Raw genomic sequence first — 16,003 nt, 5'->3', positions numbered from 1 at the left:
CTCAGCGCTTGAGCCACCTGACCTCGTACGCCTGGAGCTCGACCTTCTCGCCGTCGATCTTCGCGCCGATCTGCCGGTCGCGGGTGTTCACGGCCAGGATCACCTGGTCCGTGGCCAGGACCCGGACGTCGGGATTGTCCACGGACACCGACTCGTACCCGGTCCCCGGCCGGAACTCCTTGCTGAACCGCGCGAGCAGGTCGTACATCGGCAGCTTCTCGCCGCCGCCCGCCTTGTCGGTCGGCGTCCACAGGCAACCGGGGCAGTCGGTGCCCTTCTCCTTCTCCGGATTCCAGTAGAAGGCGGAGGTGGCACCGCCCTTGGCCAGCGCCATCATCCCGGCGGCCTGCACGGCGACGCGGCGGGCCTCGGACCAGCCCCGGCGTTCGTCGTGGCCGTCGGCGGGCTCGACGTAGTACTCGGCCCACCACAGCGGCAGATCGCCGGTCTGCTCGCGCACCCACCGGCTCACGGCCGTGAACTTGTCGGTGGCCGTGAACTCGTCGGGCAGCAGCTCGTCGTCCCGGGTGTAGCTGGAGCCGTCGACCACGACGAAGTCGGCGCCGGTCCGGTGCTCGTTCCAGTACTCGAAGGCGTCGACGATGCGCTGGTCCATGGCGCCCCAGGAGCCCTTCAGGGCCGTCGAGGCCTCCTCCGCGCGCGGGTCGACGCTGTCCATCACGAGGTACGGCCCGCCGACCATGATCTCCGGGTTGACCTTCTTCAACGCCTTGTACACGAGGTTGTAGAGCTTGGTGTAACCCTCGTAGTCCCAGCGGGCCTCGGCGTCGTTCCAGAAGCCCTTGAACTCGTTCCACACGATGAAGTGGCGGACGTCCGGATAACGCTTGGCGACGGTGACGGCGAGCGCGGCGTAGTCGTCGAAGTGCTCGGGGTCGGGTGCCGTCTCCAGGGCGCTCTGGCTCCAGTCGGTGTTGTCGACGCCGGCCTCGCCGCCCTTCATCCAGTCGGGGGCGCAGCACAGGGTGACGACCGGGGTGCTGCCGGAGGCGCGGACGAAGTCGATCCGGCGGTCCATCGCCTCGAAGTCGTAACGCCCCCTGACCGGCTCGGGGTTGTCGGAGCCCCACCCCATGATGTGCTGGATCTGCGGCAGCCCGCCGGCGTCCGCGAGCCGTCCCTCGACGCGCTCGACGGCGGCTGCGGCGCCCTCGTCCGCGCTGTGCTCGGTGTGGGTGAAGCCCCAGCCCACCTCGGGGTTCGTCGCGTCCGGTGTGGCGGTCGGGGTGCCGTGCGGCTTGTCGCCGTCCCGTGAGGTGCCGTCGGTGTTCACGCCGTTCCCCGGAAGCGTGTTGAGGAGGGTCACGAGCAGCGCCAGAGCCGCCGCGCCCACGCCGAGCAGCGCGGTGAGCCGCCACCGCCGTGCCCCCGAATTCCACCCATGACGTCCCATCAAGGACAACGGTAACGGGGGTGACTGCCGCAGGGGCAGGTTTCGGCGTTACACGGTCCTGTAACAGGACGGACGGGAATACGGAGGAAGGATCGGACACGGCCACCACCGGGCGTTGTCGCACGGAAACGGGGTGCACACGGCGCTTTCGTGCCCGATCATGGCCGCATGTCTGCGAACCCACACGACGCTCTGCCGATCCGGCTCAACGTCGACGACAACGACTCGCCGTCCGACGTCGTCGACGCGCTGTTCCTCGGCCGCTTCGCGACGGGCGAGCAGCCGTACTCGCACGCGGTGAACATCGACCGCGTACGGTCCGGGGCGACACTCCTGCCGCCGAACGCACGTGTGCTGCGCACCGCCCGCGACGACGACCGCAGCGCGACACTGGCCGAGGGCGACGGCTGGACCCTGCTGATCTCGCGCTGGAACCGGGGCGCCGACGTCACCGTGACCGCGACCAGTGAGGAACTGGCGGCGCGGGTGCTGGGCGAGGCGACGGACGGCGCGGCGGACGAGCCCGAGCCGCAGCCGGAGAACGTGACCATGGGCTTCTGGTACGTCTCCCCCAGGCGCGGCCCGCACCGCACCACCCGGCAGATCTCGGCGGGCACCTGGGACGAGGTGCGGGCCAACTACACCACGCCGGTCGCCGATGCGATGGACCGCCTGATGAAGACGACCCCGGAGGACATCGCGGGCCGTCTGCTCCTGCTGCACGGCCCGCCGGGCACGGGCAAGACGTCGGCCCTGCGGACGCTCGCCCGCTCGTGGCGCGACTGGTGCCAGGTGGACTGCGTGCTGGACCCGGAGCGGCTCTTCTCCGACGTCGGCTATCTGATGGACATCGCGATCGGCGAGGACGACTCGACGGGCAAGGGCCGCTGGCGGCTGCTGCTCCTGGAGGACTGCGACGAGCTGATCCGGGGCGAGGCCAAGCACACGGCGGGCCAGGCGCTGTCGCGGCTGCTGAACCTGACGGACGGCCTGCTGGGCCAGGGCCGCAACGTTCTGGTGGGCGTGACGACCAACGAGGACCTGGAGCGCCTGCACCCCGCCGTCGTCCGCCCCGGCCGCTGTCTGGCCCGCATCGAGGTGGGGCCGCTGACCCGCCGCGAGTCGGTGAACTGGCTGGGCACGGAAGAGGGCGTCGGCCGCGAGGGCGCCACGCTGGCGGAGCTGTACGCGCTGAAGCGGGGCACCTCGCCGACGTCGGTGCCGGATCCCCGGGAGGGGGCGGACGCGGGGCTGTACCTGTAGCGGGGTGCTTTGATGGACGTATGACCCTGTTCGTCGGGACGTCGGGGTGGCAGTACAAGGAATGGCGGGACGTGTTGTACCCGCCGGACGTCCCCATGCGGCTGTGGCTCGAGGAGTACACGACGCACTTCGCCACGGTCGAGATCAACAACGCCTTCTACCGGCTGCCGACCCGGGAGAACTTCGAGGCGTGGCGGGACCGGGTGCCCGGGGACTTCGTGGTGGCGGTGAAGGCGAGCCGCTATCTGACCCACATCAAGCGGCTGCGGGACCCCGAGGAGCCGGTGCACCGTCTGATGACCCACGCCGAGGGGCTGGGTGCCCGTCTCGGCCCGGTCCTGCTCCAGCTGCCGCCCACGCTCCGGGCGGACGCCGAGCTGCTGGACGCCTGTCTGGCGTGCTTCCCGTCGCGTACGCGCATCGCGGTGGAGCCCCGGCACGACAGCTGGTGGACGCAGGAGATCCGTGAGGTCCTGGAGTCCCGGGGTGCCGCCCTGTGCTGGGCGGACGTCGAGTCCCGTCCCGCGACCCCGCTGTGGCGCACCACCGACTGGGGCTATGTCCGCTTCCACGTGGGCCGCGCCCAGCGTTGGCCGCACTATGGCCGGCAGGCACTGGACACCTGGGTCCGTCGCATCGCGGACACCTGGTCGGACGACGAGGACGTGTACGCGTACTTCAACAACGATCCGACGGGGGCGGCGGTGGAGGACGCGGCGGTGTTCGGGACGGCGGCGACGTCGACGGGCCTGACGGTGACGCGCACCCCATGACGTCCGCGTGGACGTCCGCGCCGTTCAGGACGACGCCCTACTTTCCGTAGGCCGCCCGCAGGGCGTCCCGTACGGCGGCGAGCGCCCCCTTCTCGTCCGACCCCAGCCGGCGAGCCCGCTCCACGTACGTCTGCGCGGCCGACGCGAGCTCCCGTTCCGCCGCGGAGCCCGCCGCGGCCACGAACGTGCCATTGCGCCCCCGCGTCTCGATCACCCCGTCGCTCTCCAGCGCCCGGTACGCCTTGGCCACCGTGTTGGCCGCCAGCCCCAGGGACTCGGCCAGTCCCCGCACGGTCGGCAGCCGGTAGCCCACCGGCAGCACCCCCGACCGCGCCTGCTCGGAGATCTGCGCCCGCACCTGTTCGTACGGCGCGGCACTGTCGTCGATGTGGATCTTCAAGGTCACAGGCCGATTGTCCCGTACCCGCCGGAAAATGAGAGGCATACCCCGCGCATCCCCACGTAGCGTGCGCCTTCATGACAGTGATCGTGCGCGACCTCCGCCCCGAAGTGCCCGCCGACGTCGAGCGCTTCGCGCACAGCCGCCACCTCGCTCTCCCCTACGTCCTGTGGACACCTGCGGGCATCACCCACCGTCAGGCCCACACCCACCCCGACGCGCACTACCGCTCCCTCGTCGCGGAGGAGGGCGGCGAGACGATCGGCACGGCCCAGGTCGGGATCGCGTACGACAGCCCGGAGCCGGGGCAGGGATACCTCAACATCTACGTGCAGCCGGACCGCACACGCCGTGGCGCCGGCGGGCTCCTGGTCCGCGCCGCCGAGGAGCACCTGACCGCGCTGGGCGCGACGAAGCTGTTCTCCTGGGTCCTCGACGAGCCGGACAACCGTGCGTTCGCCGAGCGGCACGGCTATCGCGCGAGCCGCTCCGCCCACTTCCTGCGCCTGGACCTGGTGAACACCGCGCTGCCGCGGCTCCAGGACCTTCCGCCGGGCGTCGAGCTGCGCACGGCCGCCGACTTCGCCGACGACCCGCGCCCGATGTTCGAGCTGGACGCGGAGACGGCATCGGACGAACCGAGCGACGTCGGCGTCGAGTTCACGAACTACGACGCCTGGATCGAGGAGACCTGGAAACACCCGCTCCTCGACCGGGACCTGACCTCGGTCGCGGTCGTCGACGGCCGTCCCGTCGCGTTCAGCGTCGCCTACACGGACGGCACCGCCCGCTACTTCACGGCGATGACCGGCACCGCCCGCGCCTTCCGGGGCCGCGGCCTGGCCAAGCTCGCCAAGAACGCCTCCCTGCACCGCGCCCGGGCCGCCGGCTACAAAGAGGCGTTCACCGGCAACGACAGCGACAATGAACCCATGTTGGCGATCAACCGCTGGTTCGGGTACGAGATCTGCGCGTCGGAGGTCCGCCATGTCCGCGAACTCGGCTGACCAGGGCGGACGCCCGCTGGACGTGGTCCTCGTCAAGGGCGGCCGTACGAAGATCCGTTACCCGGCCGAGCTGCTCGCCGACGACGGCACGCGCGTCGCCGTGCGGGCCCCCTGGTCCGGCGACGGCGTCCGCGACTTCGGCTTCGTCCGCTTCGAGCCGGGCGACGTCTTCACGGAGTACTACTGGCGGGACCGCTGGTACGCCGTGAAGGAGGTCCGCGACGTCACGGGCGCCCTCAAGGGCTGGTACTGCGACATCACCCGCCCGGCCACACTGACCGGCACCGAACTGGTCGTCGAGGACCTCGACCTGGACCTGTGGCGCTCCGCCGACGGCACGGACGTACGCCGCCTGGACGAGGACGAGTTCGCCGAGAGCGGCCTGGCGAGGACGGATCCCGAGGCGGCCGCCGCGGCGGTGGCGGCACTCGACGAGCTGGAGGCGTTCGCGACCGTCGAGGGCGGCCTGGAATCGCTGCTGGCCTAGGTCGTGTCCGGCCTAGGTCGTGGCCACGATGGCGTACCGCTCGTCGTCCACGGCCTTCCCCCACAGCCGCTCGTCGTCCGACAGGCGCTCCACCCGCAGCCGCCCTGCCAGCGGTGCGAGCAGTTCGGTGAGCCGGTCCGCCGCGATGCCGTCCGTCCCCGTCCCCCAGACGCCCTCGACCAGCACGAACCGCCCACCCGGGCGCAGCAGCCCGCGCCAGTGCCGTAGGGCCCGGCCCGGGTCGGGCAGCGCCCACAGCACATGCCGCACGAGCACGACGTCGAACCGCTCCTCCCCCACCGGAGGCGCCGCCGCGTCACCGACGAGGAACACCGCGTCGCGCCCGGCGAGCTTGGCGCGGGCGAGGTCCACCATCGCCGGGGACCGGTCCACCCCGGTGACCCGGTGTCCCTGCTCGGCCGCGAGCAGCGACAGGCTGCCGGTGCCGCAGCCGATGTCCAGGACGTCACAGGCGTGCTCGGGCAGCCAGGAGCGCAGCCGCGAGGCCCATGCCCCGCGCGCCTGCGGGTCGCGCAGGCCGTGGTCCGGCTCGTCGTCGAAGGTGGCGGCGGCCGCGTCCCAGTCCACGTCCTGCCCTGTGATGGCCTGTTCACCGTTCGTCATGTCGGTCATGCGGCCAAGAGTGACACCCGCCACTGACAGTCCAATCGTGACAGCCGCCACTGACAGGACCAGCGCCGATGAGGAACTCTCCCCGCAAGGGTCTACCTCCATGAGAACAAGGAACTCGGTGGATCCTGAAGGAGGCAGCCATGCGCCGTACAACCGTGCAGAAGCCCCTGAGGAAGTCGGACGCCCGCAGGGTCCGGGAGGAGGCGGAGGACCGCCCCTCGGGACGACCCGAGGTCCGCAAGGACATCGCACGAACCTGGTGGCCGGACGGCTGAAACGCCCTGCCGGTCGCGCAAGACAAGACGTCAGTCGAGCCGCTTGCGGTAGTGGACGCGGTCGTACGGACCGTCCGCGCGACGCTCGATGACCTCGTAGCCGTACTTCGGGTAGATCTTCTGGTTCTCCCACATCAACGCGTTGGTGTAGAGCCTGACCTCGGACAGGCCCAGCGCACGCGCGTGTGCGTCCACGAAGTGCAGCAGCCGTCGCCCCACGCCCTGCCCTTGGGCGTCGGGGTGGACGGCGATGTTGTCGAGGTACAGGTGATCCTCGTACGCCTCGACCACGACGAGCCCGACCACGCGTCCCGTGCCGGGTTCCTCCGTGACGAACACCTTCCCCTCGGCCACGTTGGCCGCGTGGTCCCTCTCCATGGGCTGCGGAACCCTGCCGATCCGCTCGATGTAGTGGCGGTAGGCGGCATCGGTGACGGCTTTGACGGCCGGCACATCGACGGCGCCGGCGGGCCGGATCTGCTCATCGGTCATGCCGGGAACCGTACCTACCTGATCTGGGCCTGAGCACTCCCTTAAGGCGACCCTAAAGATCGCCACGACCCCCCTGCGACAGGCGTTCTTGCGGTTTCTTGGATCCGGCACTCATCAGTTCGGTTCCGAGGAGATCCCCCATGCCCGCACGCCGTAAGGTCGCCACCGTCGCCGCCGTCGGCCTGACCCCGCTCGCCCTGACCGCCCTGGCCGCCGCGCCCGCCTCGGCGCACGGTTCGATGGGCGACCCCGTCAGCCGGGTCTCGCAGTGCTACGCGGAAGGCCCGGAGAGCCCGAAGTCCGACGCGTGCAAGGCGGCGGTCGCGGCGGGCGGCACACAGGCCCTCTACGACTGGAACGGCATCCGCATCGGCGACGCGGCCGGCCGGCACGAGGAGCTGATCCCGGACGGCAAGCTGTGCAGCGCGAACAGCGAGGAGTTCAAGGGCCTCGACCTGGCCCGCGCCGACTGGCCCGCGACGGGCGTGAGCAGCGGGTCGTACACCTTCAAGTACCGCGTGACCGCCCCGCACAAGGGCACTTTCAAGGTCTACCTCACCAAGCAGGGCTACGACCCGACGAAACCGCTGGCCTGGGACGACCTGGACCTGGCGAACCCCGTGGCGTCGGCCACCGACCCGGCGGCCTCGGGCGGCTTCTACACGTTCTCCGGCACCCTGCCCGAGCGCTCCGGCAAGCAGCTGCTGTACGCGGTGTGGCAGCGCTCGGACAGCCCGGAGGCGTTCTACTCCTGCTCGGACGTCACGTTCGGCGGCGGCAGCGGTGCGGGGGGCGGCACCACCGACACGGACGGCTCCGGAAACTCCGGCGGCTCCGGAAACTCCGGCGGCTCCGGCAGCTCCGGCGACTCGGACGGCGAGGCGGCGCCCGCCCCGAGCGCGTCCGCGCCCTCCGAGGAGCAGATCGAGGCGGGTGCCGACCAGTCGACGATCGAGCACCACGGCCATGGCGACCAGGACGCCGGTACGTCGGCGGAGCCGGCCGCGGCCGAGGAGGCGCCGTCCGGCCCGGTCAACCAGCCGAAGGCGGCGGGTGCCGGCGAGAACCTCGCCGAGACCGGCGGGGACAGCAGCACGGCGTATCTCGCGATGGGCGGTGCGGCGACCCTGGCGCTGGGTTCGGCGGTCCTGTTCGCGTCGGTGCGCAGGCGGGCGGCCGGCGGCGGTCGCCACAGCCGCTGACGAAGGACTCCGGGGCCTGAACGGCGGCTCAGGCCGGTCAGGCCCCGGCGATGTGTTCCGGGTTACGTGCTCAACTGCTCACGTGGCTCACGCGCTCACGCGCTCAACCGATCACGGACGCACAGGTGGTCGGGGTGGCGCGCGCCGGGTCGAGCGCGTTGACCACCTCGTGGAAGGCGATGCGGTCGGTCAGCCCGAGGAAGGCGTGCTCGGAGATGTCGATCGCGCACAGGTCCTGGATCAGGACGTTCTTCACGCCGGCCCCGGTCAGGAACTGGCTCCGGTACGGCGTGACCACCTCGTCGTACCGGGTGGCGATGACCGTGTAGCGGACGCCCGGCACCGTGTCGCCGCCGGCGTTGAGCTTGGTCATGAAGTCGGATCCGACGACCTGCTGGGCGAGGGCGGGGGTGGCGGTGCTGAGCAGGTCCTCAGCGCCGGGGAAGTACGGCAGCAGGTTGGTGAGCCCGGCCAGGGTCGTGCCGTGGTTGTTGGGCGCGATGCCGACGAGGGCGTTCACCTTGGCGGCGCCGCCGAGGAACTTGACGTAGTAGCGGGGCATCATGCCGCCCTGCGAGTGGCCGACGACGTCGGTCTCGGCGGCACCGGTCGCGGCGAGCACCTTGTCGACGAAGACGGAGAGTTGCTCCGCCGACTTGTCGATGGGGCCGAGGGCGTGGAAGAACGGCACGTCCGGCAGCTGGCCGTAGTCGAGGGAGAAGACGCAGTAGCCGCGGTTCATCAGATAGGGCGCCAGCCCCAGCCAGTTGTCGACGGAGTTGGCGAAGGTGCCGTGCACCAGCACGACGGGACGGGGATGGGCGGCGGACGGCTTGCAGGAGTAGTCGTTCCAGCCTCCCCCAAGCTCTCGGCTCCGCTCGAGCAGGGGGGACCCCCAGCTCGAGGCCGCCGCCGTCCCGGCCGCCTGGGCGGTGGTGGCGGGGACGACGGCGACCACGGCGGTCAGCAGCAGTGCGGCCAGGGGTCTGAGCACTCGTTTCCAGGGCAGCATCGTGTGATCTCCTTGCGGCTCAAGGGAGGTGCGACGGCCTTACGCCCTGTGATCCGGATCACGAGGATGCTGTTCACTCGTCAAGTTACGGGCGAGTAGGTGACGTGTGAAGTTACGCGTCAGTAAAAACTTCCAGTGATAGTAAGGAGCGGTTCACCTCTACTGATGAACCGTCACCAGGCGGGCCTGATAGGGCCATAGGGGGCGATCCGCCCCAACTGCCCGAGCAGCGCCCGCACTTCACCCTCGCCCAGCACATCGACCCAGGTCCGGACGGCATCGGCGGCCGCCGCCTCGGCCGCACGAGTACAGGCCCACCCCCGCTCGGTGAGCACGACCAGCCGCGCCCGCGCGTCATCGGGATGCGGCCGGCGCTCGGCGTACCCCTTGCGCACGATCTCGTCGACGAGCTGACTCGCCGCCTGCTTGGTCACACCGAGATGGGCGGCGAGATCGGTGGCGGTGGCACCGTCCGGGGCGAGCCGGGCGAAGGCGAAACCGTGCGCGGGCCGCACCCCCTCGAAGCCACGCGCGACCACGCCGTCATTGATGCGTTGCGTGAGCTCACCGGCCACGGCGAGCAGGGCGGCGGACAGGGCCATGGCTTCGGAGTTCTGCACGCAGGCATTGAAACACCCTTGACTGATCGGTCAAGTTGCTTGACCATGTTCATATAGTCAAGCAGCTTGACCATCTGTCGAACAGGAGCCCCCTCATGCCCGTCATCCGTGCGTCCGAAGCCGTGACCCATGAAATCCACGGCGCCCGCTTCGTCTCGTACGCCACCCCCCTCACCGGCAGCAAGGAGCTGTGCGCCTGGCGCGGCGAGATCCCGGCGGGGACCAAGGCGCCCGCGCACACCGTCAACCGGGAGGAGATCCTGCATCTGCTCGACGGCGAGTTGCTGATCACGCTCGACGGTCGCACCGACCGGATCACGGCCGGCGACACCCTGATCATCAACCCCGGCGCGACCCTGACCGTCGAGAACCCGACCGACCGGACCGCGGTCACCTGGGTCACCACCTCCATCGGCCTGACGGCGGAGCTGGCCGACGGCACCCGCATCACACCGCCGTGGGCCAACTGACCTGCGTGCAAAGGGAACTACGCGGCCAGCGACCCCGGCATCACCGCGCGCGGTCCGAACTTCGCTCGCACGCGGTCTGCGACCTCCTCGATACGGCGGGCCTTCTCGTCGAGCGGGTCGAAGGTGAGCTGGTAGGAGGCCTGCTCGGCGGGGTCGAGGCCCTCGGCGCGCAGGGCGAGGGCGCGGACCCGGGCGCGCTGGAGGCCGAGGGCCTCGTACATGCCGTACGCCGCCTGGGTCAGCGCCGCCGAGTGGGCCGTGGGCTCCTTCAAGGTACGGCTGCGGGTCGTCGCGGAGCGGTCGGCGTAGCGGGCGGTGAGGGTCAGAGTGCGGCAGACCTTGTCGAGGGCGCGCAGCCGGGCGCCCAGTTCCTCGGCGGCCGAGAGCAGGGCGCGACGGTGCCGGTCGGGGTCCAGCTCGTCGCGGGTGAAGGGGCGTTCGGTGGCCAGCGAGCACGACACGGCGTTCGGCACCACCCGGTCCCGGTCGATTCCGCCCGCCTTCTCCCGCAGCTCACGGCCGGCCTTCGCACCGACCAGACGCTGGAGCGTGGACAGGGGTGCGGCGGCGACCAGGCCGAGGGTGTCGAGGCCGTACTCGCACAGGGTGCGGGCGGTCGCGGCGCCGACGCCGGGCAGCGCGGCGACGGGCTTGCCGGCGAGGAACTCCGCGACGGCGTCCGGCTCCTCGGGAACGGCACATGTCATCCCGGGCCGCGCGTCCCGCAACGCCACACGGGCCAGCATCGGCCCCGGCCCGGCGCCGATCACACAGTCGACCCCGTGATGGGCGAGGGCGCGCACCCGGATCACCGACGCCAGTTCGACCGCGTCGCGCCCGAAGTACCGTTCGGCGCCCCGCAGATCGGCCAGCGCCCCGTCCGGTGGCAGCGCCTGGACGACCGGCGTGAAGTCCTCCAGCAGTCCGAGCAGCCCGGGCAGGGCCGCCTCGCGCGTCGGCGGCAGCTGGAAACGTACGCAGAGGATGGTCATCCCGCACTCCCCGGACTCTGGTGCCACAACTTCCGTACCTGTGAAGGCTCTTGACCCGCAGGGCGCAGATCGGCCCATGGGTTCAGTTCGTATCCGGTGGACATCTGGATTCGCCGGCCGTGCGCGGGATCCCCGTCGCCCTCCGTCGGCGCCGCCACCGGCTCCGCCAGCCGCGCCGCCACCACGTCCAGCCCGCCCTCGGCACGCAGCTCGGCCAGCTCGGCGAGGTTCCAGGCGGCGGAACCCACCACGCTCAGGCTGCGCGGCCCGCGGCGCTGCACCACTCCCCGCACCAGCAGCAGCCAGGAATGGAAGACGGTGTGGGCACAGGCGTCGTGCGAGTCGTCGAAGAACGCAAGATCCACCAGGCCCGTCCCGTCGTCCAGCGTGCTGAAGATGACCCGCTTGCCGGACCGGATCGGCGGCGTCTGGGTGGCCGCCTTTGCCCCCGCGACCAGCACGGTCTCGCCGTGCCGGGCATCGCGCAGCCGCCGCGCCGGGACGACGCCCAACTCGTCGAGGAACGCCCGGTGGTCGTCCATGAGATTGCGCGAGGCGTCCATCGACAGCACCCCCAGCTCGGCACTGAGCCGCTCCTCCGAGGTGAGGTCGGGCAGCCCGGCCGGGGCCGTCTTCCGTCCGCCGGCCAGGGGAAGTTGTCCTCCGCCGCCACCCCGGGCGCCCCGGTGCAGCTCGGTCAGATGCAGTTGCAGATCGCGCCGGTTGGCCCCGAAGGCGTCCAGCGCGCCGACCTGCGCGAGCCTTTGCGCGAGCGGACGGCTGGGGCGCGCCCGCTCCCAGAAGTCGAGCAGCGAGGCGTACGGCTGCCCCTCCGCGATCCGCGCCGCCTCGGCCTCGCTGATGCCGTGCACGTCGGAGAGGGCGAGCCGCAGCCCCCAAGTCCCTCCGGGCTTCCCGGATTCAGACACCAGTTCGATACGGTGTGCGACTCCCGACCCGTTCACATCCAGCGGCAGGATCGGCACCCCACGCCGCCGCGCGTCCGCCAGCAGCAGTCGCTTCGGATACATCCCGGGGTCATGGGTGAGCAGTCCCGCGTAGAAGGCGGCCGGATGATGGGCCTTCAGCCAGGCCGACTGATAGGTCGGCACCGCGAAGGCGACCGCGTGCGCCTTGCAGAAGCCGTACGACCCGAAGGCCTCGATGATCTCCCAGGTCCGCCGGATGGTCTCCGCGTCGTACCCCTTGGCCGCCGCGTGCTGCGCGAACCACACCTGGATCCGCCCCTGCGACTCCGGGTCGGAAAGACCGCGGCGCACCCGGTCGGCCTCGTCCCGCCCGCACCCGGTCATGATGTGCACGATGTCGATGATCTGCTCGTGGAAGACGACGACCCCGTACGTCTCCCGCAGCGGCTCCTCCAGATCCGGGTGCGGATAGCGGATGGGCGCCCGCCCGTGCCGCGCCTCGATGAACGGCCGCACCATGTCGGCGGCGACCGGTCCCGGCCGGAAGAGCGAGATGTCGACGACGAGATCGTGGAACGTGGCCGGCTGAAGCCGCCCGACCAGGTCCCGCTGCCCCGGCGACTCGATCTGGAAGCAGCCCAGGGTCTCGGTGGAGCGAATGAGCCGATACGTCGCCGGGTCGCCCTCCCCGCGCTCGAAGTCGAGCGCGTCCAGATCGATCCGCTCCCCCTCGATCCGCTCCACCTCCGCGACCGCGTGCGCCATCGCCGACTGCATCCGCACGCCCAGCACGTCGAGTTTGAGCAGCCCGAGATCCTCGACGTCGTCCTTGTCGAACTGCGACATGGGGAAGCCCTCGCCGCTGGTCGGCATGACCGGCGTACGAGAGAGCAGGGAGGCATCCGACAGCAGCACCCCGCACGGATGCATGGCGATGCCCCGCGGCAGCGCGTCGAGCGCCTCGACCAGCTCCCACAATGTGCCGTACCGCTCCCGCTCCCCGGCCAGCTGCCGCAGCTCGGGCAGCTCCTCCAGCGCCGCCCGGGCGTCCCGCGCCCGGATGTGCGGGAAGGACTTGGCGATCCGGTCGATGTCGGCGGGGTCCATGGACAGAGCCGCACCCACGTCCCGGACGGCATGCCGCACCCGATAGGTCTCCGGCATCGAGACGGTCGCGACCCGCTCGGTCCCGAACCGGTCGATGATCGCCCGATAGACCTCCAGCCGCCGAGCGGACTCCACATCGATGTCGATGTCGGGCAGCACCGGCCGGCGTTTGGACAGGAAGCGCTCCATCAGCAGCCCGTGCTCCACGGGATCGGCGTGCGCGATGCCGAGCAGATGGTTGACGAGCGACCCCGCACCGGACCCACGGGCGGCCACCCGGATCCCCATCTCCCTGACGTCGTCGACGACTCGGGCAACCGTCAGGAAGTAGGAGGCGAACCCGTGGTGGGCGATGATGTCCAGCTCCTGGTGCACCCGCTCCCAGTAGGCCCGCCGCCCGTCATAGCCGCGCAGCACCATGCCCGCCACCGCCCGCGCGGCCAGCGTCCGCTGGGCGGTGCGCCGTCCGGCACCGACGAGATGCGGCTCGGGAAAGTGGACGGTGCCGATACCGAGGTCGTCCTCGGGATCGACGAGGCACTCGGCAGCCGTCGCCCCGGTCTGCTCCAGCAGCCGATACCCGGTGTCACGCCGGAACCCCGCCGCCTCGACGACCCGCTCGGCGACCCGCGCCATCTCACCCGCGTCCTTGAGCCAGGCCTCACCGGAGTCCAGTTCCTTGGTGGCGTCGATGGGCACGAGCCGCCGCGCGGCGTCCAGCACATCGGCGACCGGCCCCAGCCCGGGATCGGCGTACCGGACGGCGTTGCTCAGCACGGGCCGCACCCGCTGCTCGGCGGCGAAGCCGACGGTACGGGCGGCCAGCCGCAGCGACCCCGGGCCGGTGCCCTTGCGCCCGTGACTGAAGGCCTCCAGCCGCAGGGCGTCACCGTAGACCTCCCGCCAGGGCACGAGCAGCCGGGCCGCCCGATCGGGACGGCCGGCGGCGAGCGCACGCCCGACGTCGGAGTCGGGCCCGAGCAGCACGGTCAGACCGTCCCCCCGGTTGTCCCCCCGGGACAGCATCGGCGACCCCTCCCCGGCATGCGCAGCCGAAACGATTCGGCACAGGTCGGCCCACCCTCGGGCCCCATCCCGGGCAAGGAAGGTGACCCGAGGCGTCGACTCATCGACAAAGGCTCCGCCACGCACCGGAGTCCGCCGCCGCCCCCCGGACTCCCCCGCCTCCGAAGACCCGAACGCCTCCACGGCCAGCTCCACGCCGAACAGCGGCCGCACCCCGGCCGTCGCGCAGGCCTTGGCGAACCGAACCGCGCCCCCGAGCGAGTCGCGATCAGTGAGCGCGAGGGCGTCCATACCCCGCTCGGAGGCGCGCTCGGCCAGCCGCTCCGGGTGCGAGGCGCCGTACCGCAGGGAGAACCCGGAGACGGTGTGCAGATGCGCGAAGCCCGACACACGCACCTCCCGCGCCAGCGAGTCCGAGCCATCGCTCGAACATCAGTTCCCAACTCTCCCACCCCCACCATAGACCATTTCCGGACCGTTTCTCGAACACTCGTACGACATCCGTTCGGCCGCCTCCCACCTGCGCAAACGCCCGGAGCCCCGGACCGTGGGGGCATGACGCAGACCACCGGCGCCGACACTCCCCGCACCTCCTTCCTCGCCGAAGTGAAGGACGCCGTCACCCCACGGGCCACGGTGCTCGTGACCGGCACAGTCGCCCTCGCTCTGCTCTTCATCGCCTCCTATGTGGGCGCGCTCCACGACCCGAAGCCCAAGAGCGTGCCCCTGGGAGTGGTGGCACCCGAGGTCGCCGCCCAGCAGGCGGTGACCCGGCTGGAGAACCTGCCCGACGATCCGCTGAACCCACGCGCCCTGCCGGACGTGGCAACGGCCCGCGACCAGATCCTGAACCGCGAGATCGACGGCGCCCTGGTGATCGACCCGGCGGGCACCACCGACACCCTCCTGGTCGCCACCGGAGCCGGAAGAGCGCTGGCCGCCACCCTCGAGGCCCTCGTCGCCACCCTGGAAAGATCCGAGGCACGCACCCTGCGCACCCTCGACGTGGCCCCGGCCGACCGACAGGACGCCAACGGGCTCACGTCCTTCTACGTGGTCGTGGGCTGGTGCGTGGGCGGCTATCTCTGCGCATCGATCATGACGATCAGCTCGGGCGCCCGCCGCCTCACCCTGCGACGCTCGGTGATCCGCCTCATCGTCATGGCCCTGGTCGCCATCGTCGCCGGCCTGGGCGGCGCCCTGATCGCCGGCCCGATCCTGGGTGCGCTGCCCGGCAGCATCGCCGCCCTCTGGGGCGTGGGCGCCCTGATCGTCTTCGCGGTGGGCGCGGCCACCCTCGCCTGCCAGGCCCTCTTCGGCCTGGCCGGCATCGGCCTGGCCATCCTGCTCGTGGTGATCCTGGGCAACCCGAGCGCGGGCGGCGCCCTCCCGCCCCCACTGCTCCCCCCGTTCTGGCGAGACATCGGCCCGGCCCTGCCACCCGGCGCGGGCACCTGGGCAACCCGCTCGATCGCCTACTTCAAGGGCAACGACACAACCGACTCCCTGCTGGTCCTCTCGGCCTGGGCAGCCGCCGGAATCGCCATCACACTCCTGGCAGCGGCAATGCGCGGCAAGGAGTCCACAAAGCCGCAAGTCACCACACCGGCCGAGACATGAGGAGCACCCACCCGGGCACCGACGGCCACCGACCGTAGCCGCCCATCACCCGCGCACGCCGACAAGGAGCGCTGCCGGCCCGGCCCCCGAACGCACCCACACCCGCACCCGCACCCGCACCCGACGGCAAGGGGCCATGCCGGGCCAGGACCCGAACGCACCCGCACCCGCGTACGGCGGCAAGGGGCCGTGCCGGGGGGTGTCCGCCCGCAGCGGCGGGCGTCAACGAAGAGCACCTCTCTGCCCGACGGCAACCGCCCGACCGAGGACGGACACCCCCC

Annotated in this window: 16 protein-coding genes; 8 read left to right on the top strand and 8 right to left on the bottom strand. The window is 71.3% G+C overall.

Translation table 11 applies throughout. The features are described 5' to 3' along the window. Nucleotide 1: 1 nt before the first annotated feature. Nucleotides 2-1,414, bottom strand: a complete 1,413-nt coding sequence (locus ACFQ6S_RS33775; protein WP_383418320.1) for a xylan 1,4-beta-xylosidase — start codon at nt 1,412-1,414, stop codon at nt 2-4. A gap of 168 nt (nt 1,415-1,582) precedes the next feature. Here ACFQ6S_RS33775 and ACFQ6S_RS33770 point away from each other — a divergent pair, with 168 nt between their 5' ends. Both ACFQ6S_RS33770 and ACFQ6S_RS33765 read left to right on the top strand, forming a co-directional pair. Next, entirely contained in the window at nt 1,583-2,677 is a 1,095-nt protein-coding gene (locus ACFQ6S_RS33770; protein WP_383418319.1) for a DUF5925 domain-containing protein, read from the top strand. A gap of 20 nt (nt 2,678-2,697) precedes the next feature. Beyond that, complete coding sequence (locus ACFQ6S_RS33765; RefSeq protein WP_383418318.1) at nt 2,698-3,450, top strand: DUF72 domain-containing protein; 753 nt, start codon at nt 2,698-2,700, stop codon at nt 3,448-3,450. Nucleotides 3,451-3,487: 37 nt separating this feature from the next. Here the strand turns inward: ACFQ6S_RS33765 and ACFQ6S_RS33760 are convergent, their stop codons facing one another. Further along, entirely contained in the window at nt 3,488-3,856 is a 369-nt protein-coding gene (locus ACFQ6S_RS33760) for a GntR family transcriptional regulator (RefSeq protein WP_383418316.1), read from the bottom strand. 71 nt (nt 3,857-3,927) lie between these two features. Here ACFQ6S_RS33760 and ACFQ6S_RS33755 point away from each other — a divergent pair, with 71 nt between their 5' ends. Continuing rightward, complete coding sequence (locus ACFQ6S_RS33755) at nt 3,928-4,857, top strand: GNAT family N-acetyltransferase (RefSeq protein ID WP_383418314.1); 930 nt, start codon at nt 3,928-3,930, stop codon at nt 4,855-4,857. Further along, nucleotides 4,838-5,344, top strand: coding sequence for a DUF402 domain-containing protein (locus ACFQ6S_RS33750; protein WP_383418312.1), 507 nt, complete (start codon nt 4,838-4,840; stop codon nt 5,342-5,344). The genes ACFQ6S_RS33755 and ACFQ6S_RS33750 overlap by 20 nt, the downstream gene beginning before the upstream one ends. Nucleotides 5,345-5,356: 12 nt before the next feature. Here the strand turns inward: ACFQ6S_RS33750 and ACFQ6S_RS33745 are convergent, their stop codons facing one another. Beyond that, the gene (locus tag ACFQ6S_RS33745; RefSeq protein ID WP_383419009.1) at nt 5,357-5,968 is read right to left on the bottom strand and encodes a class I SAM-dependent methyltransferase; all 612 of its coding nucleotides are present in this window, start codon (nt 5,966-5,968) and stop codon (nt 5,357-5,359) included. A 149-nt stretch (nt 5,969-6,117) separates the two neighbouring features. On the opposite strand from ACFQ6S_RS33745, the gene ACFQ6S_RS33740 reads away from it, so the two are divergent. Beyond that, nucleotides 6,118-6,252, top strand: a complete 135-nt coding sequence (locus tag ACFQ6S_RS33740; protein WP_383418310.1) for a hypothetical protein — start codon at nt 6,118-6,120, stop codon at nt 6,250-6,252. A gap of 30 nt (nt 6,253-6,282) precedes the next feature. Here the strand turns inward: ACFQ6S_RS33740 and ACFQ6S_RS33735 are convergent, their stop codons facing one another. Continuing rightward, nucleotides 6,283-6,744, bottom strand: a complete 462-nt coding sequence (locus tag ACFQ6S_RS33735) for a GNAT family N-acetyltransferase (RefSeq protein ID WP_383418308.1) — start codon at nt 6,742-6,744, stop codon at nt 6,283-6,285. Nucleotides 6,745-6,884: 140 nt separating this feature from the next. Between ACFQ6S_RS33735 and ACFQ6S_RS33730 the strand changes: the two genes are divergently transcribed. Next, nucleotides 6,885-7,946 carry a lytic polysaccharide monooxygenase gene (locus tag ACFQ6S_RS33730; RefSeq protein ID WP_383418306.1) on the top strand — a complete coding sequence of 354 codons (1,062 nt, stop codon included), beginning with the start codon at nt 6,885-6,887 and terminating at the stop codon, nt 7,944-7,946. A 103-nt stretch (nt 7,947-8,049) separates the two neighbouring features. On the opposite strand, the gene ACFQ6S_RS33725 is transcribed toward ACFQ6S_RS33730, so the two are convergent. Then, nucleotides 8,050-8,958, bottom strand: coding sequence for an esterase/lipase family protein (locus ACFQ6S_RS33725; RefSeq protein WP_383418304.1), 909 nt, complete (start codon nt 8,956-8,958; stop codon nt 8,050-8,052). Between the two features lie 173 nt (nt 8,959-9,131). Next, nucleotides 9,132-9,578, bottom strand: coding sequence for a MarR family winged helix-turn-helix transcriptional regulator (locus ACFQ6S_RS33720; protein WP_383418302.1), 447 nt, complete (start codon nt 9,576-9,578; stop codon nt 9,132-9,134). A gap of 95 nt (nt 9,579-9,673) precedes the next feature. On the opposite strand from ACFQ6S_RS33720, the gene ACFQ6S_RS33715 reads away from it, so the two are divergent. After that, the gene (locus ACFQ6S_RS33715; RefSeq protein WP_383418299.1) at nt 9,674-10,048 is read left to right on the top strand and encodes a cupin domain-containing protein; all 375 of its coding nucleotides are present in this window, start codon (nt 9,674-9,676) and stop codon (nt 10,046-10,048) included. 17 nt (nt 10,049-10,065) lie between these two features. Here the strand turns inward: ACFQ6S_RS33715 and ACFQ6S_RS33710 are convergent, their stop codons facing one another. After that, nucleotides 10,066-11,040, bottom strand: a complete 975-nt coding sequence (locus ACFQ6S_RS33710; protein WP_383418297.1) for a hypothetical protein — start codon at nt 11,038-11,040, stop codon at nt 10,066-10,068. After that, nucleotides 11,037-14,492: a DNA polymerase III subunit alpha gene (locus ACFQ6S_RS33705; RefSeq protein WP_383418295.1), complete on the bottom strand. Its 3,456-nt coding sequence runs from the start codon at nt 14,490-14,492 to the stop codon at nt 11,037-11,039. The genes ACFQ6S_RS33710 and ACFQ6S_RS33705 overlap by 4 nt, the downstream gene beginning before the upstream one ends. Nucleotides 14,493-14,657: 165 nt before the next feature. Here ACFQ6S_RS33705 and ACFQ6S_RS33700 point away from each other — a divergent pair, with 165 nt between their 5' ends. After that, nucleotides 14,658-15,722 (top strand): DUF3533 domain-containing protein, encoded by a 1,065-nt coding sequence (locus ACFQ6S_RS33700; RefSeq protein WP_383418293.1) that lies wholly within the window; start codon nt 14,658-14,660, stop codon nt 15,720-15,722. Nucleotides 15,723-16,003: the final 281 nt, after the last annotated feature.

This window comes from Streptomyces sp. NPDC056479 (assembly GCF_042795335.1).
Lineage (GTDB): Bacteria > Actinomycetota > Actinomycetes > Streptomycetales > Streptomycetaceae > Streptomyces.
The sequence above is the reverse complement of the archived record's forward strand: the minus strand, read 5'-3'. Positions and strand labels throughout refer to the sequence as shown.